Here is a 19,936-nt window from a genome sequence, read left to right as displayed (position 1 = left end):
ACCCTCATGGATAGCGAACGCTGGCTCAGTCAGGCCTGGCGCGAGTTCGGCCAGGCCGAGCACGCGGGCGCGAAAGAGAACGCGCGCATCGTTGCGATGTTTCGCGATGCGGGGCACGCGTCCGTCGTGCGCGACGAGGTGGCATGGTGCGCGGCGTACTGCGGGGCATCCCTCGAAAGAGCAGGCATCCGTTCCACGCGCTCGCTGATGGCGCGCTCGTATCTTGCGTGGGGTGAAGCGCTTGCGGAACCGCGCATGGGCGCGGTGGCGGTGTTCTCGCGCGGCAGCGATCCCGCGCTCGGCCATGTCCTCGAAATGGAAGGGGGCTTTACAGATGATCCACATGACCCTGGGGGCCCGACAAATCTCGGCATTACGCTCGCGGTGTTCGCGGCATGGCGCAAGACGGCGGTCAGTGCTGCAAATCGCGCCCGCTTGATCCGCGACCTCAAGGCGATCGATCGCGCGACGGTCACGGCGATCTACCGCACCCGATACTGGGACGCAGCACACTGCGATGCGCTGCCGGCTCCAATCGCCTTCATGCATTTCGATGCGGCCGTGAACCACGGCGTCGGCACTGCGATCCGTTGCCTGCAGGAGGCGCTGGGCGTGTCGATCGATGGCGAGGTCGGCCCTGAGACGCGCGCCGCCGCCGCGCGCGCATCCATAGCCGCGACGCTCGACGCCTACGCCGCGATCCGCGAACGCCGCTACCGCGCGCTTCCGCACTTCTGGCGCTTCGGACGCGGCTGGCTGCGCCGCGTCGACGTCACGCTCTCGCGCGCCCGCGCCGCGCTCGACACCCATCGTGAAACTTCAAACACAGAGCAAGGAGATGCCGATATGAACCTGACGCCCAGCATGCCGTCCGACGGAAAGTGGTGGGGGCATTCCCTCACGATCTGGGGCACCATCGTGACCGTTCTGTCGAGCGTTCTGCCCGCGCTCGCGCCCGTGACCGGCATCGACGTGACGCCCGATCTGATCGAGAGCGCAGGCCGCGGCGTGGTCGAGACCGTCCAGGCCGTGGGCGCTCTGATCGGAACGCTGCTTACGATCTATGGCCGTGTGCGCGCCGATCAGCCGATCCAGCGCGTGATCCTGAAGCCGAAGCGGTGACGGCAGGGAGCATGACGTGAGCGGCTGATCAGAGCGCTGCAAATTCTCTCAACGCACCGAGCACGAGGGGCATGAAGTCGTTGCCCCCGCCGTGTCCGGCGTCGTCGAGGATGTGCAGCCGGCTGGTCGTCCAGCGGCGCGACAAATCCCACGCGGTCACCAAGGGTCCGCTGACATCGTAGCGCCCGTGGATCAACACGCCCGGGATGCCGTTCAAACTGGCGGCATCCCGGATCAGTTGGTTCTCTTCAAGGAACGCGGCGTGGCGCCAATAGTGCGTCACGAGGCGCGCGAACCGCAGGCGGAACGGCGGGTCCTGATAGCGCCGATCTGGCGTATGCCCAGGCGTGAGCGAGACGTGAGCATCTTCCCACGCGCACCACGCGATTGCCGCGCGATCGCGAACGGCAGGGTCGGGATCGGCGAGCAGGGCGGCATAAGCATCGACGAGCCGGCGTTGGCGCAAGTGGCCGGGAACGGCGCTCGCAAACTGCTCCCACTCGCGTGGAAAGATGCGCCCGACATCCTCCGTGATCCATTGCACCTCGCGGCGCGAGGTCGTCGTGACGAACCCCAGCACCATCGCCGTCACACGATGGGGATGCGCCTGCGCATAGGCCAGGCCGAGCGTGGTGCCCCAGGACAGGCCGAGAATGGTCCAGCGATCCACACCCAGCCTCTCGCGCAACATCTCGATGTCGGCGATAAGGTGAGCGGTGGTGTTGGCGCCGAGGTCGGCATCGGGCTCGCTCGCGAGCGGCCGGCTGCGCCCCGAACCGCGTTGGTCGAACAGCACCGCGCGATAGAGGCTCGGATCGAAGAAGCGACGCTGACCGGGCGAACAGCCAGACCCGGGACCGCCATGCAGAAAGAGCGCGGGCTTGCCGTCCGGAGCCCCGCAACTCTCCCAGTACACCTCGTGCCCACTGCCAACGTCGAGCCACCCGCTTGCGTAGGGTTCGATGGGCGGGAACTGCTCCGGCATGGACGGGCTCCACGTTCGAGGGTGAGGAAACAGCGCGCCATGACGGGAGGGCCGCTGGGGCAGTCTCGGCAGTATTGGCAGAGATTTGCCGGGCGGTTAGGGGTTTGTGCGGACACGGCCTAGGCTCCGCTCTCTCGCCCCTCTATACTCGGAGCCCTCGCAATCCCGAGGCAGCCTTCGAGAGACGAACCCCGTGAGAATACTCGTCGTTGAAGACGATAAAGACTTGAACCGGCAACTCAATGTCGCGCTGACCGGCGCCGGCTATGCGGTGGACGCCGCGTTCGACGGCGAGGAGGGGCATTTCCTCGGCGATACCGAGCCATACGATGTCGTCATTCTCGATATCGGCCTGCCGAAAATGGACGGCATCTCGGTGCTGGAGCAGTGGCGCCGCACCGCCCGCAACATGCCGGTCATTCTGCTCACCGCCCGCGACCGGTGGAGCGACAAGGTCTCCGGCATGGACGCGGGCGCCGACGACTATCTCGCCAAGCCCTTCCACATGGAAGAGCTACTCGCGCGCGTGCGCGCCCAGGTGCGCCGCGCCTCGGGGCACGCCAAGAGCGAAATCGAATGCGGTCCCATCCGCCTCGACACCAAGAGCTCGCGCGTCACCTGCGACGGCCAGCAGATCAAGCTCACCTCCCACGAATACCGCCTGCTGTCGTATCTGATGCACCACGGCGGGCGCGTCGTCTCGCGCACCGAGCTCGTCGAGCACCTGTACGATCAGGACTTCGACCGCGACAGCAACACCATCGAGGTGTTCATCGGCCGTCTGCGCAAGAAGCTGCCCGACGACGCCATCGAAACCGTGCGCGGTCTCGGCTACCGCATGAGCCGCGGCGACGGCGACAATGAAGTTTAAGTCTCTCGCGTTCCGGCTGCTCGCGACGTCGGCGGGGTGGGTGCTGCTTGTGCTGCCGATCGCCGGCTTCATCATCTATCAGCTTTACCGCGACGACCTGCAGACCGCGTTCGACGCGCGCCTCGAAAAGCTGGTCAACTCCATCGCCATCGACAGCATGGGCAGCGGCGGCCAGCCCATCGCGCCCAAGAACCGCTACGAGCCCCTCTTCGAGGATCCCCGCTCGGGCTGGTACTGGCAGATCAAGCCGCTCGATCCGACCGGCGGCCCGCCGCTGCGCTCGGTCTCGCTGGGTGATGCCGCAATCGATCTCCCCATTGAACGCAAGGTCAAGGCGGACGAAGACGGCGCCCGCTGGATGAACGCCGTCGGCCCCGCGCACGAAGGCATCCGCATGGTCGAGGTGATCGACGGTCCCGATCCGCTCGGCAAGGGACCGCGCTATTCGGTCATCGTCGCGGGCCCCATCGATTGGCTCGACAGCCGTCTCGCCAACTTCATGACGCGCCTTTCGATTGCGTTGTTCCTCACCGGCGTCGGGCTCGTGGCCGTGACGCTCTTCCAGGTCCGCTTCGGGCTGCTGCCCTTGCGGCGTATCGAGCAGGGGTTGGCCGAGGTCCGCTCGGGGCGCGCCACGAAGCTCGAAGGCGCGTTGCCGGCCGAGATCGAGCCGCTGCAGCAGGAGCTGAACGCGCTGATCGAATCCAATCAGGAGATCATCGACCGCGCCCGCACGCAGGTCGGAAACCTCGCCCATGCGCTGAAGACGCCGCTCGCGGTGATCACCAACGAGGCGCGCGAGGACAAGGGGCCGTTCGGGACGAAGATCGCAGAGCAGGCCGCGATCATGCGCGACCAGGTCACGCACTATCTGGATCGTGCGCGTGTGGCTGCCCAGGTGGGCGTGATCGGCCGCGCGACGCCCGTGCACGAGGTGCTGGAGCCCCTGGCCCGTGCGCTCGAGCGAATCCACCGCGAGCGGAACATCTCGGTCAGCATCGAGTGCCCCCCCGGCGTCCGGTTCGCGGGCGAACGGCAGGATCTAGAGGAGATTCTGGGGAATGTGTCCGACAACGCCTGCAAATGGGCGAAATCGCGCGTCAGCGTGAAAGTGACCCCCGGCCCGGCCCGAACCGGGCGCGCCCGCCTCTCGATTTTCATCGACGACGACGGCCCGGGTCTCTCCGCCGACCAGCGGGCCAGGATCGGCAAGCGGGGCGTGCGTCTCGACGAAAGCAAGCCCGGCTCGGGACTTGGCCTCTCGATTGTGACAGATCTTGTTCAATCCTATCTAGGCAGTCTGCAACTGGCGCGCTCGCCGCTTGGTGGGTTGCAGGTCGAGATCACGCTTCCCGCCGCGTGAAAGTGACGGCGCTTTTTCGGTGATAAGTGCCGAATTTCCGCCTGATTCCCCGTAGAAACCGAGGGGCGGATGTGCTTGAAGTCGAGTCAACATTCTAGGCAGTGTTTGGGCGTGTGGAGTTTAGCTCGGCAGTGCTGAGGCCGAGATGTGCTCTCGGGCAAACACGGGGATCTTCATGCGCTCTCTTTGCGCTACCGCAATTTTGATCGTCTCGATCGGCCTCGTCGGCTGCAGCGGGGAAGGTCCGAACAAGGCTGACACGGGCATGGTCGTTGGCGCCGTAGCCGGCGGCATTCTCGGCAACCAGGTCGGCAAGGGCACGGGCAACATCGCAGCGACCGCCCTCGGCGCCGTGGTTGGCGGCATCGTCGGCAGCGAAATCGGCCGCTCGCTCGATGCACAGGACCGCCGTCTCGCACAGGATGCCGAGTTCGAAGCGCTGGAGCGTGGCCAGTCGGGTGTTTCCCGTCAGTGGCGCAACCCCGACAACGGCCGCTACGGTGAAGTTGTGCCGAGCCGGCCCTACAAGCGCGGCGCCATCGACTGCCGCGACTACACCCACAAGATCTACATTAACGGCCAGCCCCAGTCGATGCGCGGCACCGCCTGCCGCAATCCCGACGGCACTTGGAGCAATGTCAGCTAACGCTGACATTAACGGGGGCCATACCCTCCCGATCACCTTCAGATTGTTATCGTTGCGGCGCAGCATAATGATTGCGCCGCACGACATTTAAGGCTGTGTGCGACCTTAGCGGCGCGCCCAAACGGCCCTGCGCCTCTTGTCGGCCCAAGTCTCACCCCCTATTGAACCGGGACACTTAGGCGACAAGGCTTCAAATGCTCCTTTGGCTTTGCTTTGCATTTTTGACGGCGGCCGTGGTCGCGATGCTTCTTCGCCCGCTCCGCGCTGGCGGCAACGGAGCCGTTGCGCCCGCTGAAGCCGACCTCGCGGTCTATCGCGATCAGCTCCGCGAACTCGAAGCGGAACGCGAACGCGGCCTGATCGGCGACAGCGACGTCGAAGGTGCCCGCGCGGAAGTTGCGCGCCGTCTCATCAAGCGCGCGAACGCCGGGCCGGATGCCGGCCCCGCGGCCCCCTCCGATCCCGCCCGAGCCCGCACCATCTACACTGCCGTTGCCATCGCGTTGCCCGTGCTCGCCATCGGCCTCTACGTGTTCACGGGCTCGCCGCAACTTCCGGCGCGCCCCTTTGCCGAGCGCCAGAGCAAAGACATCCCTGATGCAAACCAGGCGGCCGGGATTGTCGAGCTCATCCAGCGGGTCGAGGCCCGTCTCAGGGAGGATCCGCAGGACGGTAAGGGCTGGAACGCAATCGCGCCCGTCTATCTGCGTCTCGGCCGCTTTGCGGACGCCGCGCACGCCTTTGCGGAGGCCAATCGCCTCGAAGGCGAGACCGTGCGCCGCCTGACCGGCTTTGCCGAGGCGACGCTGATGGCGGAGAACGGCATCGTGACCGAGCCTGTCCGCCGCGCGACGCTCCGCATTCTCGAACTCGAGCCGAGCAGGATCGAGGTCCGTGTTTGGCTGGCGCTCGCCAAGGAGCAGGACGGCGATCTTCAGGCCGCCGCCGCCGAATATCGCGACATCCTGACGAAGAGCGCCGCCGACGCACCGTGGCGCAAGGCCGTGTCCGATCGGCTGGCGCTGGTCGAAAAGAGGATCGCGGGCGTGCCGGACGAGCCCAAGCCGTCTGCCGCCGCGCCCGCCGCCGCCGCCCCCTCTCAACCTCAGACGCCCGGCGCATCTCAGGGCGACGCTCCCCCCGACATCGCAAAGATGTCGCCCGCCGAGCGCGATGCCTTTATTGCCTCGATGGTCGGACGGCTGGCCGACCGCCTCGAAAAAGACGGTAAGGATCTCGACGGATGGCTCCGCCTCGCGCGCGCCTATAAGGTGCTGGGCAAGGATGACGAAGCGCGCGGCGCGCTGAAGTCCGCTCGTACCCATTTCGCGACCGAGACGGCAGCGCTCGCCGAAATCGATAAAGCCGAGCAGGCCCTGAGCCTGCCGACAAAGGAATGAGACGAGACGCATGACGAGGAAACAACGGCGCGGACTTGTGATCGGTTTGGGAGTGGGCCTGCTGTCGGTGGCCGCCATTCTGATGATGTTCGCGTTCCGCCAGTCGGTGGTTTTCTTCCACACGCCGACCGATGTCGCCGAGCACAAGATCGCGCCCGGCATGCGCTTCCGCCTCGGCGGCCTCGTCAAGGCCGGTTCCGTCGTGCGCGGGCAGGGAACGAAGGTGCAGTTCTCCGTCACCGACACGCTGCAGGCCGTGCCCGTGAGCTATGAGGGCATTCTGCCGGATCTGTTTCGTGAGGGGCAGGGCGTTGTGACCGAAGGCACGCTCGGGCCAGACGGGCACTTCGTGGCCGACACCGTGCTCGCCAAGCACGACGAGACTTACATGCCGCCCGAGGTTGCCAAGGCGTTGCAGGAGAAGGGCGTGAAGCTCGGCGAAGGGGCAACCCATCCCGAAGCGGTCACGCAATGACGCGAGCGAGGTTGCCGTCGTGATCATCGAGTTCGGACACTTCGCGCTGATCCTGGCGCTGCTGGTCGCGGTGGCGCAGATGATCGTGCCCGCCTGGGGCGCGCACATGCGCGATGAGCGCCTGATGGCGTTTGGCGCGCCGGCGGCCGTGGCGCAGGTCGCCCTCGTGCTGATCGCGTTCCTGTCTCTGATGTACGCCTACGTCACGTCGGATTTTTCCGTCGCCAACGTGGCAGCCAACTCGCATTCGTCGAAGCCGCTGATCTATCGCATCTCGGGCGTCTGGGGGAACCATGAGGGCTCGATGGTGCTCTGGGTGCTCATCCTCGCCATCTTCGGCGCGGCGGTGGCGCTGTTCGGGCGCAATCTGCCCGCGAGCCTCAAGGCCAACGTGCTCTCCGTGCAGAGCTCGATTGCCGTCGCGTTCCTGCTGTTCATCCTGCTGACGTCGAACCCGTTCGAACGCCTGGATCCGGCTCCGTTCGATGGCCGCGGCCTGAACCCGATCCTGCAGGACCCCGCGCTCGCCTTCCACCCGCCGTTTCTCTACATGGGCTACGTCGGATTCTCGCTCGCGTTCTCGTTCGCTATTGCTGCGTTGATCGAAGGACGTACCGATGCGGCCTGGGCGCGCTGGGTGCGCCCGTGGACACTGCTCGCCTGGATGTGCCTCACGATCGGCATCGCGATGGGCTCCTGGTGGGCCTACTACGAGCTCGGCTGGGGCGGCTGGTGGTTCTGGGACCCGGTCGAGAACGCATCGTTCATGCCGTGGCTCGCGGGAACCGCGCTTCTGCACTCGGCCCTCGTGATGGAAAAGCGCGAGGCCCTCAAGGTCTGGACGATCCTGCTCGCCATCCTCACGTTCTCGCTCTCTCTCATGGGCACGTTCCTCGTGCGCTCGGGCGTGCTCTCGTCGGTCCACGCCTTCGCCGTCGATCCGGAGCGCGGCGTGTTCGTGCTGGCCATCATGGTGCTGTTCACCGGCGGCGGCTTGGCGCTGTTTGCGCTGCGCGCACGCGATCTCGCGCAGGGCGGCGTCTTCTCGCCGATCTCGCGGGAAGGCAGCCTCGTGCTCAACAACGTGCTGCTGACGATCGCCTGCGTCACCGTTCTCGTCGGCACGCTCTATCCGCTCGCGCTCGAATCTCTGACGGGCGCGAAGATTTCCGTCGGCGCGCCGTACTTCAACATGACGTTCGTGCCGCTCATGATCCCGTTGCTGCTGGCGTTGCCGTTCGGCCCCCTGATGGCCTGGAAGCGCGCCGACATCGCAGCCGCCCTCGAGCGGCTGGTCGCGGCCGGGCTTCTCTCCATCGTGGTCTTCGTGGCGGCCTTCGCGGTGACGGAGCGCGGGCCGTGGCTCGCGCCGTTCGGCTTTGCCATCGGCGTCTGGGTGATGGCGGGCGCGCTGTCGGAGACGGCCTTCCGCATCAAGCTCGGAAGCGTGCCGCTGAATGAATCCGTGCGCCGCTTGACCAATCTCCCCCGCTCGGCCTTCGGCACGATGCTGGCACACTTCGGCGTCGGCCTGATGGTATGCGGCATCGTCGGCACGACGGGCTACAAGAGCGAAGAGATCCTCCTGATGCGCCCCGGCGAGACGAAGGAGATTGCGGGCTACGCGCTCACCTTCCGCGGTGCCGCGCCGTCCAAGGGACCGAACTATACGGAAACCATCGGCGCCTTCGACGTCACGCGCAACGGCGCGCCGGTGACGCACCTCGAACCCTCGAAGCGCCTCTACGACGCGCCGCCCCAGCCGACCAGCGAAGCCGGCATCTATGCCGCCTGGACCGGAGATCTCTACGCCGTGCTGGGCGACCAGCAGCCGGACGGCGCATTCGCGGTGCGGTTCTATTTCCACCCGCTCGTGCGCTGCATCTGGATCGGCACGCTCATCATGTTCCTCGGCGGCGCGATCTCGCTTTCCGACCGGCGCTTGCGGGTTGGCGCGCCGCGCCGCGCCGGGCGGGCCCCGGTTGCCGTTCCCGCAGAATGAAGGCGCGCATGGCACGAACTCGCACACGCTATGCTTTGCTCGCCGCATTCGCGATCGGAGCCGCCGTCTCCGCCGGCCAAGCACACGCGGTCACGCCGCAGGAGATCCTGCCCGACAAGGCGCTCGAGCACCGCGCGCGCGAGATTTCAGGCGGCCTTCGCTGCCTGGTCTGCCAGAATCAGTCGATCGACGATTCCGATGCGCCGCTCGCCCACGATCTCCGTGTGCTGGTGCGCGAGCGCCTGACGGCCGGCGACAGCGATCAGCAGGTGCGCGATTTCATCGTCGCCCGCTATGGCGAGTTCGTGCTTCTGAAGCCGCCGTTCTCGGCCGAGACGCTGCTGCTGTGGTTCATGCCGTTGATTGCGATGCTCGCCGCGGCCGGCATCCTCTGGACGAGCTTCCGCCCGCGCGACGCGGCAGTTCCGTCGAGCGCGCCGGATCTCTCGGCGGAAGAGCGCGCCGCGCTCGATACGCTGATGAGCGACGACGACACCAAGAAAAGCTAGCTAGCGCGGCACGCGCGGCGTGCGCCCCATGATGTCGTTGGTGACGTCATGCGAGCCGACGCTGCCCGTTTCGACGTTGGGCGGGCGCGCGCGAACGCCCGGCGATTTCCCGCGCCGCTCCGCATCGAGCGCGTTGAGCCGGCGCAGCAGCACCGTCGTGGCAAGCCCCGTTTCCTTGCGCCCCTCGGCGCGCTCGAACGCGCGGATGGCCGTGTTGAGCCGCCCGCCGTAGACGCCGTCGCGTGGGCCCGCGTCATAGCCGGCCGCCGCGAGCAGCGTCTGCAACTCCATGATCTCGGTGCGCGCGGCGAGAATGTCCGCACGCGCCAGCGCATCGAGCGTGTCGCGGAATGCGCCCGCCGCAACGCCCGTGTTGGCCACCGTCTCTGATTTGTAGCGGTGCACCACCTCGCCGTGCTGCGTCAGCACGCGCGACTGCAGGTACGTCCCGACGTTGATGCCGATCACCTCCGGCCCCGATGGCCCGTCGATCAGCATCGGCGAGCCGGACGAAGCCCCGCCCGTGTCGCACGTGTGCAGGATGACGTGGGCCGCATCCACGAAGTCCTTCGAGATCGCCGACCAGTCCGCGCCGTTGAACGAGCGGCGAATGGCGCAGGGCGCCCCGAGCGCCAGATCCCAGTTTCCGAAATCGCGATGGTAGGCGACCTGATAGACGCGCTGCGCCGCAGAGAGCTTGATCAGCTCGTCTTCGGGCTGGCGGCTGATCGCGAGCGCATGCCCTTTGCACACCGGCTTCATGAGCCGCACGAGCGCCCAATCGGCCGCCGCGTCGATGGGTGGACGCACGCGCAGCTTCTGCGATCCGTTGGCCACGTGCTGGGCTTCCGCGTTGCGCCCCGAGCCTGCGATCGGCGAGGACTGGGGCGGCGCATTGCGCGGCTGCAACCGGAACTGAAATCCCTTCAGCCGGAGCGGGCGCTCGTCGGCCGTGCGGAAGAGGCAGTGCCCGGCGGTCGCGATCACGTCGTCGCCGACGCAGAAGGCGGTGCAAACCGAATGCGAGCGGGTGTCGTAGAGAAGGCCGATGGACTTCGTCAGCGCGTCCTTGTCGGCGGGTAAGGCAAGCCGGTCGTCGGTGCCGAAAACGGCGACCGGGCGCGCAAGCGTGCCGGTCTCATTTTCGGACAGAAAGCGCGCCCTGCCAATCGGTTCGGCCTGCGCGCCAGTCGCGGCGAGGCCCGCGAGAATGAGTGCGATCGCAGCCCGCAGGCGAGGGGCCGGACGCGGTGCATCCCCCTCCGATCGGCGGCTCGCGAAGTGAATAAAATCCCTCATTACCAACTCTTAACGTACCCGAAAGGCAGCCGTAAGGCCGGACGGTCTACCTCTGCGATCGACAACAACTGCATCGCTTTTGAAAGCGGAGGACTTGAATGCTTAATTCCGGTGACGTGATGTCCCCAGCTCAGACCGGAGCAAAGATTGGGCCAAAGCCGGCTCGGGTCGGGGGAAGCCGCCTTGCTCAGGCGACCGTCTCGGCCATGGTTTCTGCGGCCCTCCTGAGCGGCGTCATGACGGCCACGCCGTCTTATGCTCAGCTCGCACCCGACGCCCCCAGCGTCGAGACGCCGTTCGGACGCGCTCCCCTGAGCTTCGCCGACGTGATCGAGAAGGTGAAGCCTTCGGTGGTCTCCATCTCCGTCGTCGCCGGCGGCGGCAAGACCGCGGGCAAGACGGGCAAGAACGGTTTGCCGGAAGGCTTCCCGGACATTCCCGAGGACAGCCCCTTCTATGACTTCTTCAAGAACCTGCCGAAGGAGTTCCGCAACGCGCCGCAGCAGCAGCGCCCGACGCAGGCGCAGGGCTCCGGCTTCATCATTTCGACCGACGGCTACGTCGTGACCAACAATCACGTCATCGACGGCGCCAACAAGATCCAGGTCAGCTTCGACGATCAGGAGAAGCTTGACGCCGAGTTGGTCGGCACCGACCCGCGCACCGATATTGCGCTTCTGAAGATCAAGGCGAACGGCAAGTCGTTCCCGGCCGTCAAGTTTGCCGCCAAGCCCGCCCGCGTGGGCGACTGGGCACTGGCCGTCGGCAATCCGTTCGGCCTCGGCGGCACGGTGACGGCAGGCATCGTCTCGGCGCTCGGCCGCGACATCGGCTCCGGCCCCTATGACTTCCTCCAGATCGACGCGGCCGTGAACAAGGGCAACTCCGGTGGCCCGACGTTCAACCTGTCGGGCGAAGTGCTCGGCGTGAACACCGCGATCTTCAGCCCGTCGGGCGGTAACGTCGGCATCGCGTTCGCGGTCCCGGCCGTGACGGCCACCGAGGTGATCGATCAGCTCAAGAAGAGCGGCACCGTGAGCCGCGGCTGGCTGGGTGTGAAGATCCAGAACGTCGATGAGGACACGGCGGCAGCCATCGGCCTCAGCGAGCCGAAGGGCGCACTCGTGAACGAGATCACCCCGAACGGTCCCGCGATGAGCTCGGGCCTCAAGGTTCAGGATGCGATCATCGCGGTCAACGCCGAGAAGATTGCCGACAGCCGCGACCTTGCCCGCAAGATCGCGAACTATGCACCCGACACCACGGTCGACGTGAAGGTCTGGCGCGGCAACAAGGAAGAGAACGTCAAGATCAAGCTCGGCAAGTTCCCGGGTTCGAGCGACGAGATCGCCAAGCTCGAGCAGGGCGGCGGCGCGCCGGACGACCAGACCGGTACCGAGCTCGAGCAGCTCGGCCTCAAGCTGGCGCCTGTGCGCGGCGGCGAGGGTGTCTCGATCATGGACGTCGATCCGGACTCGGATGCCGCTCAGAAGGGCCTCAAGGCCGGTGACGTGATCATCGAGGTTGGCGGTTCGTCCGTCTCGGGTGCTTCCGACGTCGCCGACGGCGTGAAGAAGGCCAAGGACATGGGCCGCAGCGCAGTGATGCTGTACATCAAGTCGGCTGAGCAGCGTCGTGTCGTGGCCCTCCAGCTCAAGAAGAGCTGATCCCGCCGAGGGTGAGTGACAAAAATGGGGCGGCGCGGCTCTTGAGGAGCCGGGCCGCCCCGATGTATCTCGAAGTGGCGTACGAGGCGTAACAAACGCTATCCCTGGGAGGCCGCGACCGATGCGCGTGTTGGTGATCGAGGACGACCGCGAAACGGCGCAGTTCCTGCAGAAGTCGTTGAAGGAAAGCGGCCACTCGGCCGACCTCGCGGGCGACGGCGAAACTGGCCTCGCCATGGCCCAGAGCGGCACCTACGACATCCTGGTCGTCGACCGCATGCTGCCGCGCCTCGATGGCCTCACGGTGATCAAGACGCTGCGCACGGAAGGCAACCGCACGGCGGTGCTGATCCTCTCGGCGCTGGGCGACGTCGACGACCGCGTCAAAGGCTTGCGCGCCGGCGGCGACGACTACCTGACGAAGCCCTATGCCTACACGGAGCTGCTGGCCCGCATCGAGGCGCTTGCCCGCCGCGCCATTCCCGAAGAGCAGGAGACGCGCTACGCCGTGGGCGATCTCGTGCTGGATCGTCTGTCCCATCGCGTGACGCGCGCGGGCGAAGCGATCCAATTGCAGCCGCGCGAGTACCGCCTGCTCGAATACCTCATGAAGAATGCCGGCCAGGTCGTGACGCGCACGATGCTGCTCGAAAACGTCTGGGACTATCACTTCGATCCTCAGACCAACGTCATCGACGTGCACGTCTCGCGGCTCCGCTCCAAGATCGACAAGGGCTTCGACAAGCCACTGCTGCACACCGTGCGCGGGGCCGGATACATGGTTCGCGACGGTGCTGTCTGACCTCACGCGCGGAATGGGAACGCAGGCGTTTCGCCTCGCCGCCGCGAGCGCGGCCGCTTTCCTGATCGTGTCCGCGCTCATCGTCGGCGCGCTGTTCCTGCAGACCAATACGCTTCTGACCGATCACGTCGTCGAAGAGCTGCACGGCGAGGCGGCGGAGCTGGCCCGCGAGTCTCAGGGCCTCGACACGGAGGCGTTGGCCGACAAGATCCGCCAGCGCGCCGCGGCAACCGGCACCGGCCTCTATCTGCTGACCGACGCCAACGGCAAGAAGCTCGCAGGAAATCTCCCGGAGTTTCCGGCCGCGCTCGCCGAGAGCCCGACAGGCGGCGTTTTCCGCTATCCGCGCGCGGGCGATGCGCCGGGCATCGAGCGCCTTGCCGTCGCGATTCCCGCCGACGTCGGCCATGATCGCCGCCTGCTGATCGGCCGCGACATCGCTGAGCAGGTCGAATTCGCCGCCCGTGTGAAGCGCACGTTCCTGTGGGGCTTCGGCGCGCTCGCTCTTGCCGCCATGATCGCCGGTCTCGCCATGGGCCGTTCCGTGCTGAGCCGCATCGAGGTGATCAACGCGACCAGCCGCTCCATCATGGGCGGCGATCTCTCGCGGCGCATTCCGCTGAGCGGCCGCGAGGACGAGCTGGATGACCTGTCGCAAAGCCTCAACGGGATGCTCGATCGCATCGAGCAGCTCATGAATGGGTTGCGCGAGGTGTCGGACAACATCGCCCACGACCTCAAGACGCCGCTCAACCGCCTGCGCAACAGCGCCGAGGCGGCGCTGCGCGACCCGCGCGGCGCGGACGCCTACCGGGAAGGTCTCGAAGGCAGCATCGAGAAGGCCGACGACCTCATCAAGACCTTCAATGCCCTGCTGCTGATCGCGCGCCTGGAAGCGGGTGTCGTGGAGGAAACGGCCGAGCGGTTCGATCTCGGCCGCCTGGTCCACGACGTGGCCGAGCTTTACGAGCCCGTCGCCGAGGAGCAGGGCCTGACGCTGAACATCGAGACGGAGCCGGGCATCGAGGTGCGCGCCAACCGCCAGCTCATCGGGCAGGCCGTGGCCAATCTCGCCGACAACGCGATCAAGTATTCGGCCGGCATGGACCGCCCGCTCGAACTCAGGGTGGTGGCGGTGAAGGCCCGCGCAAAGTCCGGTTTTGCAGAGATTTGCGTGGCCGATCGCGGCCCGGGCATCGAGGACAAGGATCGCGAGCGCGCGCTGCGCCGTTTCGTGCGCCTCGAAAAAAGCCGCACCCAGCCGGGCACCGGGCTCGGCTTGAGTCTCGTGGCGGCCGTTGCGCGCCTGCACGCGGGCGCGGTTCGCCTCGAAGATAATGATCCCGGCCTCCGGGTCGTGCTAACTCTGCCTCTGGCGCCGCCAAGTCCATAATGGCGACCCGGTCCTCGCAGGTCCAAGACGGGGATCGAGAATAAACGCACGAGGGAGAGACCATGGCGGACACGCCCGGGGGTGACGGCGCGCTGATCGATCGGCTGGGCGCGGACACGCGCTGGCCACAGGATCCTCTTGCAGGCGCGAGCCTCGATCCTCTGATCGAAGACTGGCGCAAGGACGCCGCCGCCGAACACCTCCTCGCGACGCTGGAGCATCCGCGCGTACGCGCGCTCATCGCTGGCATCGTCGCGGGCTCGCCCTATCTCCGCAGCGAATTCGCCCGCCATCCCGCCCGCCTCGACGACGCGCTGCGCGCCGATCCCGACAGGCGCTTTGCTGAGCTCACCGCCTCGCTTGCCGCCGAGCTCGAGGCGACGGACGCGTTTCCCGCTGCCATGACGGCGCTGCGGACCTACAAAGCCTCCGTCGCTCAATTGATCGCGCTCTGCGATCTCGCCGGCGTCTGGGATGTCGTCGCCGTGACGCGCGCATTGTCCGCCACGGCCGATGCCGCGCTTCAAGGCGCGGTTCGGTTCCTGTTCCGGCAGGCAGCCGCGAAGGGCGAATGGCTCGCCGACGCCGCAGGCGCCGATCTCGCTTCGGGATACATCGTGCTGGCCGTCGGCAAGTACGGCGCCTGCGAGCTCAACTATTCGAGCGACATCGACCTCATCGTTTTCTTCGAGCGCGCAAAGGCGCGGCTCAAGGAGGGCGTCGAGCCGCAGACGTTCTTCGTTCGCCTGACGCGCGATCTCGTCCGCCTGATCGATGAGAGAACGGCGGCCGGATATGTGTTCCGCACCGATTTGCGCCTGCGCCCCGACGCGGGTGCAACGCCGATTGCGCTCTCGACCGATGCGGCCGCGCTCTACTACGAGAGCTTCGGCCAGAACTGGGAACGTGCCGCCCTCATTAAAGCGCGCGCCGTCGCCGGAGACATCGAGGCGGGAGACGGGTTCATCGCCGAGCTGGCCCCGTTCATCTGGCGCCGCAATCTCGACTTCGCAGCCATTGCCGACATCCATGCAATGAAGCGCCAGATCCACGCGTTCCGCGGCTTCGGCGGCATCGGCGTGGCCGGCCACAACATCAAGCTCGGCTCGGGCGGCATTCGTGAGATCGAGTTCTTCGTGCAGACGCAGCAGCTCATTGCGGGCGGGCGCCAGCGCAATCTGCGTACGCGCAGAACTCTCGAAGCGCTGGGCGTGCTCGTCGAGGCGGGGTGGATCGAAAGCGCGACGGCGGCGGATCTCGCCGACGCGTATCTCTACCTGCGCTGGATCGAGCATCGCCTCCAGATGGTCGCCGACGAGCAGACGCAGGAAGTGCCGTCCGATCCCGCGCCGCTCGAAAGCTTTGCGCGGTTTGCAGGCTACTCCGGTGTGGATGCGTTCTCCGAAGCGCTGCGCTCCGTCCTGTCACGCGTGCAGCGCCACTATGCCGGGTTGTTCGAGGATGCGCCCGAGCTGACGTCAGAAGGCGAGAATCTCGTATTTGCCGGCGAGAAGGACGACCCGGGCACCGTCGCCGCCCTCACGCGCCTGGGCTATCAGCGCCCCGCCGACGTGCTGGCGGCCGTGCGCGGATGGCATCACGGGCGCTATCCGGCCGTGCGCTCGCCGCGCGCGCGCGAGCTTCTGACGGAGGTGCAGCCGCTGCTCGTCACGGCCTTGGCCGCGACCACAGATCCCGACCGCGCCATCGCAACGTTCGACACCTTTCTGGCCGAGTTGCCGGCCGGCGTGCAGCTCTTTTCGTTGCTCAAGGCCAATCCCGCATTGATGCGCCTTGTCGCCGACATGATGGGCACGGCGCCGCGCCTGTCGCGCATCCTCTCGCGCCGCCGCCGCCTGCTCGATGCCGTGATCGACCCGCGCGCGTTCGGTGCGCTGCCGTCGGCTGCGGATCTCGACGCTCTTGTGGCCGCCGAGATGGCGCAGGCGCGCGATCCGCAGGACGTGCTCGACCGCGCGCGCGTGGTCGGCAGCGAGCAGTCGTTCCTGATCGGCGTGCGCGTTCTCTCTGGCTCGATCAACGCCAGCGAGGCAGGCATCGCCTACGCCAGGTTGGCCGAAAGCCTGATCGCCGCGCTCGCCGCCGACGTCGAACACGAGCTTGAGCGCGTCCACGGCCGCGTGCCGGGCGGCGGAGCCGTGGTGCTGGCCATGGGCAAGCTCGGCGGTTGGGAGATGACGGCGTCGTCCGACGTCGATCTCATCGTCGTCTACGACTACGACCAGGCCGCCACCCAATCGGACGGACTCAAGCCGCTCGCGCCGAGCCAGTACTACGCGCGCTACACGCAGCGGCTCATCTCGCACCTCTCCGCGCCGACCGCCGAAGGCAGCCTCTACGAGGTCGATATGCGGTTGCGTCCCTCCGGCCAGAAAGGCCCGGTCGCTGCCCAGCTCTCCACCTTCCGCGACTATCAGGCGAACGAGGCCTGGACCTGGGAGCACCTGGCGCTGACGCGTGCGCGCGTCATCTCGGGCCCGCCGGAGCTGCGCCGCACGGTCGAGGAGGCCATTCGCGCCACGCTGACGCGTGCGCGCGACGCCACCGTCATCGCCAAGGACGTGCAGGACATGCGCGCGCGCATCGAGGGTGAGAAGGGGACGGACAACATCTGGGACCTGAAGCAGGTCCGCGGCGGTCTCGTCGACCTGGAGTTCATCGCTCAGCATCTGCAACTTGTGCATGCGGCCCGCCACCCCGATGTGCTCGACCAGAACACTCTGGCCGCGTTCCGCAAGCTCGCCAGCGCTGGCGTCCTCGATGCCGCCGATGCGGACCGGCTGGTCCAGGCGACGCGCCTCGTCCACAATCTGACGCAGGTCGTAAGGCTCTGTATCGAAGAGGCTTTCGATCCCGCGACCGCGCCCGTGGGCCTCAAGGTGCTGCTGGCCAGGGCCGGCGGCGCGCCGAACTTCCAGTCGCTCGAAGGCGACCTGCGCGAGAGCCTGGCCGGCGTCCACGGGCTCTTTTCCAGGCTCGTGACCTAGCGAGCATCCGAAACGTGTGTTTTCGACGACAAAACAGAGGGCTGGAGCGTTTCAAGCGGGCGCCCGAAGTTAGAAAGACTCTCGTCTGCGACGGATTTTTTGTGTGACGCCCGTTCCGCATTAGACATTAAACTGCGGAGCAGGACATGGCTGCGCTGCTGAGCGGGCGACCGCGAGACAAGAGCGCCTTTGTGAGATCGGGGCCAGACGGACGGATGGGGACGACGACACCCGGATCGAACGTGCGCGCTGGCCCTTGGCCGGACGCGCCGGATGACAAGGTGCTGCTGACCCGTCTCGCGCGCCAGGACAGCCAGGCCTTCCGGATCCTCGTCGACCGCCACCTGGGTTCCATCGCCGTTCTTGCGCGCCGCATGCTGCGCGACGAGGCGGAGGCCGAGGACGTGGCGCAGGAGGCCCTGCTGCGGCTGTGGCGCGCGGGCGAGACGTTGGAAATCGGCCCGCACGGGCTGCGGCCCTGGCTTCGCAAAGTGACATCCAACCTCTGCCTCGACCGGATCCGGTCCCAGCGGCGGACGGTGGTGACGGACGAGGTGCCCGAGGTGGCCGATGCGCCGACCCAGGCCGTGAGGCTGGAAGAGCAGGACCTGTCGAAGCGGGTCGCCGCGGCCATGCAGGCGCTGCCCGAGCGCCAGCGGCGCGCGCTGACGCTGTTTCACCACGAGGGCCTGAGCCAGGCCGAGGTGGGCGAGGTCTTGGGAGTATCGGACGAAGCCGTCGAGTCGCTCTTGGCGCGTGCCCGCCGCACGCTCAAGGCCGAGCTCGAAAAAGACTGGAAGAGCTTGCTCGAGAGCGAGAGTTGAACATTGAAAGTGCTGGATCACGGCCATGACTGAGAAAACGACAGGAGAAGGAGCAGGCCTCGCGGCATTCGCGCAGGTCCTCGAAACCTTCGGCAGCGATCGCACGCGCTGGCCGGCGCCGGTGCGCAGGGACTTCGCGGGCCTGCTCGCGACGAGCGCGGAAGCGCAGGCGCAATTGCGCGAGGCCGAAGCGCTCGACCGGCTGCTGGATTTTGCTCCGCCCCCGCCCATCGACACGGGCGCGCTCGCGTCGCGCATCTTGGCTGCGGCGGCCGCCGAAAGCGTCGCCCCTGCCGCGCCTCAGGCCGCCCCGCGCGCAAGGAGCATCTTCGAGCGCAGCCCCAACAAAGGCGCTAACGCGACCCGCAACGCGGAGCAATGGCCCGCCGCCGCGTTGCTGGCTGCGTCCCTCGTGCTCGGCGCGATTTTTGGGTTTTCCGGAACGTTCGACCGGCCGGCCGACACCGCGGTCGCCGAAGCGTCGTCCGATCCCGACATGGACCCGGCTCAGATCGCCTTCGACAGCGGCGAGATCAGCATGTTTGAGGGAGATATGCTGTGAGCGACCTGCCTCAGCCGCCGAGCGCCGCGCCCGATCCTGGAAAGCGCCGTTTGAAGTACGCCCTGATCGCGTCGCTGGCGCTCAACCTGCTGATCCTCGGCGCGGTGGCGGGCACGATGCTGGGACACCGCCAGCATATGCCGCGCGGGGGCCCGGGCGGCGGCGAGGACTTCGGCATGATGGGCCTCACCCGCGTGCTCCCGGACGAGCGGCGCAAGGAGATGCGCAAGCTGCTTCGTGAAGATCGCGCGAGCCTGCGCCCGCTGATGGACGACGTGAGAACCGCGCGCCGCGCCGCCGCCGACAAGCTGGCCGCTGAACCTTTCGATCGCGCGGCGCTGGACGCCGCCATCTCCTCCGTAGCCGAGAAGGAGCGGACGCTGCGCCAGACCGCCGTCAAGGCCTTCCTGGGTCACGTCGAAACCCTGAAGCCCGACGAGCGCGCCAAGCTCGCGGAGTTCTGGCGGAAGAAAAGCGAGCCGCCGCATCGGAAGAAGAAGGACGAGAAGGGCGACGACGATAAGGGCGAAAACGACAAGGCCGATAAATCCCCCGTCGAAGCTTCGCCGCCGCCTGCGCCACCCACCCCTTAAGCCGTCCGCCCCGTATGCTGTCGACCGCCAGCGGTGCGTGCAATGTCATCCTAGGCCTTGTGCCTAGGACCCATTCTTCCGCTTGGGAAAGCCGTCGTCGCGGCGCGCGTCGGCGCAATCACCTCCGCTTGTCCTCTTAGCCCGATGGATCCTCGGGACAAGCCCGAGGATGACAGGTTGGGGATGCGCTCACATCGCGCCGCCGCCTCTTGAGGTGTCAAACGCGAGCGGTCGCGCAGTATGCCGCTGTGTCATCCTAGGCCCTGTGCCTAGGATCCATTCTGTCGCTTGGGAAAGCCGTCGTCGCGGCGCGCGTCGGCGCAATCAACTCCGCTTGTCCTCTGAGCCCAATGGATCCTCGGGAGTCCGTGCGGAGCATGGCTGCGCCATGACCCCGAGGATGACAAGGTGTGGA

The 19,936-nt window shown here is 67.0% G+C and carries 17 protein-coding genes; 15 read left to right on the top strand and 2 right to left on the bottom strand.

Annotated elements, in window-relative coordinates:
- The first annotated feature begins 6 nt into the window (after positions 1–6).
- Positions 7–1,122, top strand: coding sequence for a glycosyl hydrolase 108 family protein (locus tag K2Y42_RS02435; RefSeq protein WP_291148037.1), 1,116 nt, complete (start codon positions 7–9; stop codon positions 1,120–1,122).
- A 28-nt stretch (positions 1,123–1,150) separates the two neighbouring features.
- On the opposite strand, the gene pip is transcribed toward K2Y42_RS02435, so the two are convergent.
- The gene (gene pip, locus K2Y42_RS02430) at positions 1,151–2,107 is read right to left on the bottom strand and encodes a prolyl aminopeptidase (protein WP_291148035.1); all 957 of its coding nucleotides are present in this window, start codon (positions 2,105–2,107) and stop codon (positions 1,151–1,153) included.
- Between the two features lie 193 nt (positions 2,108–2,300).
- Here pip and K2Y42_RS02425 point away from each other — a divergent pair, with 193 nt between their 5' ends.
- The 7 genes from K2Y42_RS02425 to K2Y42_RS02395 all read left to right on the top strand — a co-directional run bounded on the left by K2Y42_RS02425 (position 2,301) and on the right by K2Y42_RS02395 (position 9,373).
- Positions 2,301–2,978, top strand: a complete 678-nt coding sequence (locus K2Y42_RS02425; protein WP_291148033.1) for a response regulator transcription factor — start codon at positions 2,301–2,303, stop codon at positions 2,976–2,978.
- Positions 2,968–4,341, top strand: coding sequence for a sensor histidine kinase (locus tag K2Y42_RS02420; protein WP_291148031.1), 1,374 nt, complete (start codon positions 2,968–2,970; stop codon positions 4,339–4,341). Before K2Y42_RS02425 ends, K2Y42_RS02420 begins: the two co-directional genes overlap by 11 nt.
- Positions 4,342–4,516: 175 nt before the next feature.
- The gene (locus K2Y42_RS02415; protein WP_291148029.1) at positions 4,517–4,987 is read left to right on the top strand and encodes a glycine zipper 2TM domain-containing protein; all 471 of its coding nucleotides are present in this window, start codon (positions 4,517–4,519) and stop codon (positions 4,985–4,987) included.
- Positions 4,988–5,181: 194 nt separating this feature from the next.
- Positions 5,182–6,387 carry a c-type cytochrome biogenesis protein CcmI gene (gene ccmI, locus K2Y42_RS02410; protein ID WP_291148027.1) on the top strand — a complete coding sequence of 402 codons (1,206 nt, stop codon included), beginning with the start codon at positions 5,182–5,184 and terminating at the stop codon, positions 6,385–6,387.
- A 10-nt stretch (positions 6,388–6,397) separates the two neighbouring features.
- Positions 6,398–6,862, top strand: coding sequence for a cytochrome c maturation protein CcmE (gene ccmE / locus K2Y42_RS02405; protein ID WP_291148025.1), 465 nt, complete (start codon positions 6,398–6,400; stop codon positions 6,860–6,862).
- 19 nt (positions 6,863–6,881) lie between these two features.
- Complete coding sequence (locus K2Y42_RS02400; RefSeq protein WP_291148023.1) at positions 6,882–8,864, top strand: heme lyase CcmF/NrfE family subunit; 1,983 nt, start codon at positions 6,882–6,884, stop codon at positions 8,862–8,864.
- 8 nt (positions 8,865–8,872) lie between these two features.
- Entirely contained in the window at positions 8,873–9,373 is a 501-nt protein-coding gene (locus K2Y42_RS02395; RefSeq protein ID WP_291148021.1) for a cytochrome c-type biogenesis protein, read from the top strand.
- Here K2Y42_RS02395 and K2Y42_RS02390 read toward each other — a convergent pair whose 3' ends face one another.
- Positions 9,374–10,672, bottom strand: coding sequence for a peptidoglycan-binding protein (locus K2Y42_RS02390; RefSeq protein WP_291148019.1), 1,299 nt, complete (start codon positions 10,670–10,672; stop codon positions 9,374–9,376). It abuts the gene before it with no gap.
- Between the two features lie 206 nt (positions 10,673–10,878).
- Here K2Y42_RS02390 and K2Y42_RS02385 point away from each other — a divergent pair, with 206 nt between their 5' ends.
- The 7 genes from K2Y42_RS02385 (at position 10,879) to K2Y42_RS02355 (ending at position 19,521) form a co-directional block, all read left to right on the top strand.
- Positions 10,879–12,339 (top strand): Do family serine endopeptidase, encoded by a 1,461-nt coding sequence (locus tag K2Y42_RS02385; protein WP_291148017.1) that lies wholly within the window; start codon positions 10,879–10,881, stop codon positions 12,337–12,339.
- Between the two features lie 121 nt (positions 12,340–12,460).
- Entirely contained in the window at positions 12,461–13,141 is a 681-nt protein-coding gene (locus K2Y42_RS02380) for a response regulator transcription factor (RefSeq protein ID WP_291148015.1), read from the top strand.
- On the top strand, positions 13,131–14,534 hold the full coding sequence (locus K2Y42_RS02375) for an ATP-binding protein (RefSeq protein ID WP_291148013.1): 1,404 nt from the start codon (positions 13,131–13,133) through the stop codon (positions 14,532–14,534). Before K2Y42_RS02380 ends, K2Y42_RS02375 begins: the two co-directional genes overlap by 11 nt.
- Before the next feature lie 62 nt (positions 14,535–14,596).
- Positions 14,597–17,542: a bifunctional [glutamine synthetase] adenylyltransferase/[glutamine synthetase]-adenylyl-L-tyrosine phosphorylase gene (locus tag K2Y42_RS02370; RefSeq protein ID WP_291148011.1), complete on the top strand. Its 2,946-nt coding sequence runs from the start codon at positions 14,597–14,599 to the stop codon at positions 17,540–17,542.
- A gap of 146 nt (positions 17,543–17,688) precedes the next feature.
- Positions 17,689–18,366 (top strand): sigma-70 family RNA polymerase sigma factor, encoded by a 678-nt coding sequence (locus K2Y42_RS02365; RefSeq protein WP_291148009.1) that lies wholly within the window; start codon positions 17,689–17,691, stop codon positions 18,364–18,366.
- A gap of 25 nt (positions 18,367–18,391) precedes the next feature.
- Complete coding sequence (locus tag K2Y42_RS02360) at positions 18,392–18,928, top strand: hypothetical protein (RefSeq protein ID WP_291148007.1); 537 nt, start codon at positions 18,392–18,394, stop codon at positions 18,926–18,928.
- Entirely contained in the window at positions 18,925–19,521 is a 597-nt protein-coding gene (locus tag K2Y42_RS02355) for a periplasmic heavy metal sensor (protein WP_291148005.1), read from the top strand. Before K2Y42_RS02360 ends, K2Y42_RS02355 begins: the two co-directional genes overlap by 4 nt.
- Positions 19,522–19,936: the final 415 nt, after the last annotated feature.

The organism is Hyphomicrobium sp. (assembly GCF_019744875.1).
GTDB lineage: Bacteria > Pseudomonadota > Alphaproteobacteria > Rhizobiales > Hyphomicrobiaceae > Hyphomicrobium_C.
The sequence above is the reverse complement of the archived record's forward strand: the minus strand, read 5'-3'. Positions and strand labels throughout refer to the sequence as shown.

What these genes read in the sequence shown, in the direction of transcription:
- pip (WP_291148035.1), bottom strand. Translation starts at nt 2,107, where the DNA reads ATGCCGGAGCAGTTCCCGCCCATCGAACCCTACGCAAGCGGGTGGCTC.
- K2Y42_RS02435 (WP_291148037.1), top strand. Translation starts at nt 7, where the DNA reads ATGGATAGCGAACGCTGGCTCAGTCAGGCCTGGCGCGAGTTCGGCCAG.
- K2Y42_RS02385 (WP_291148017.1), top strand. Translation starts at nt 10,879, where the DNA reads ATGGTTTCTGCGGCCCTCCTGAGCGGCGTCATGACGGCCACGCCGTCT.
- K2Y42_RS02365 (WP_291148009.1), top strand. Translation starts at nt 17,689, where the DNA reads ATGGCTGCGCTGCTGAGCGGGCGACCGCGAGACAAGAGCGCCTTTGTG.
- K2Y42_RS02420 (WP_291148031.1), top strand. Translation starts at nt 2,968, where the DNA reads ATGAAGTTTAAGTCTCTCGCGTTCCGGCTGCTCGCGACGTCGGCGGGG.
- K2Y42_RS02370 (WP_291148011.1), top strand. Translation starts at nt 14,597, where the DNA reads ATGGCGGACACGCCCGGGGGTGACGGCGCGCTGATCGATCGGCTGGGC.
- ccmI (WP_291148027.1), top strand. Translation starts at nt 5,182, where the DNA reads ATGCTCCTTTGGCTTTGCTTTGCATTTTTGACGGCGGCCGTGGTCGCG.
- K2Y42_RS02380 (WP_291148015.1), top strand. Translation starts at nt 12,461, where the DNA reads ATGCGCGTGTTGGTGATCGAGGACGACCGCGAAACGGCGCAGTTCCTG.
- ccmE (WP_291148025.1), top strand. Translation starts at nt 6,398, where the DNA reads ATGACGAGGAAACAACGGCGCGGACTTGTGATCGGTTTGGGAGTGGGC.
- K2Y42_RS02390 (WP_291148019.1), bottom strand. Translation starts at nt 10,672, where the DNA reads ATGAGGGATTTTATTCACTTCGCGAGCCGCCGATCGGAGGGGGATGCA.
- K2Y42_RS02360 (WP_291148007.1), top strand. Translation starts at nt 18,392, where the DNA reads ATGACTGAGAAAACGACAGGAGAAGGAGCAGGCCTCGCGGCATTCGCG.
- K2Y42_RS02415 (WP_291148029.1), top strand. Translation starts at nt 4,517, where the DNA reads ATGCGCTCTCTTTGCGCTACCGCAATTTTGATCGTCTCGATCGGCCTC.
- K2Y42_RS02395 (WP_291148021.1), top strand. Translation starts at nt 8,873, where the DNA reads ATGGCACGAACTCGCACACGCTATGCTTTGCTCGCCGCATTCGCGATC.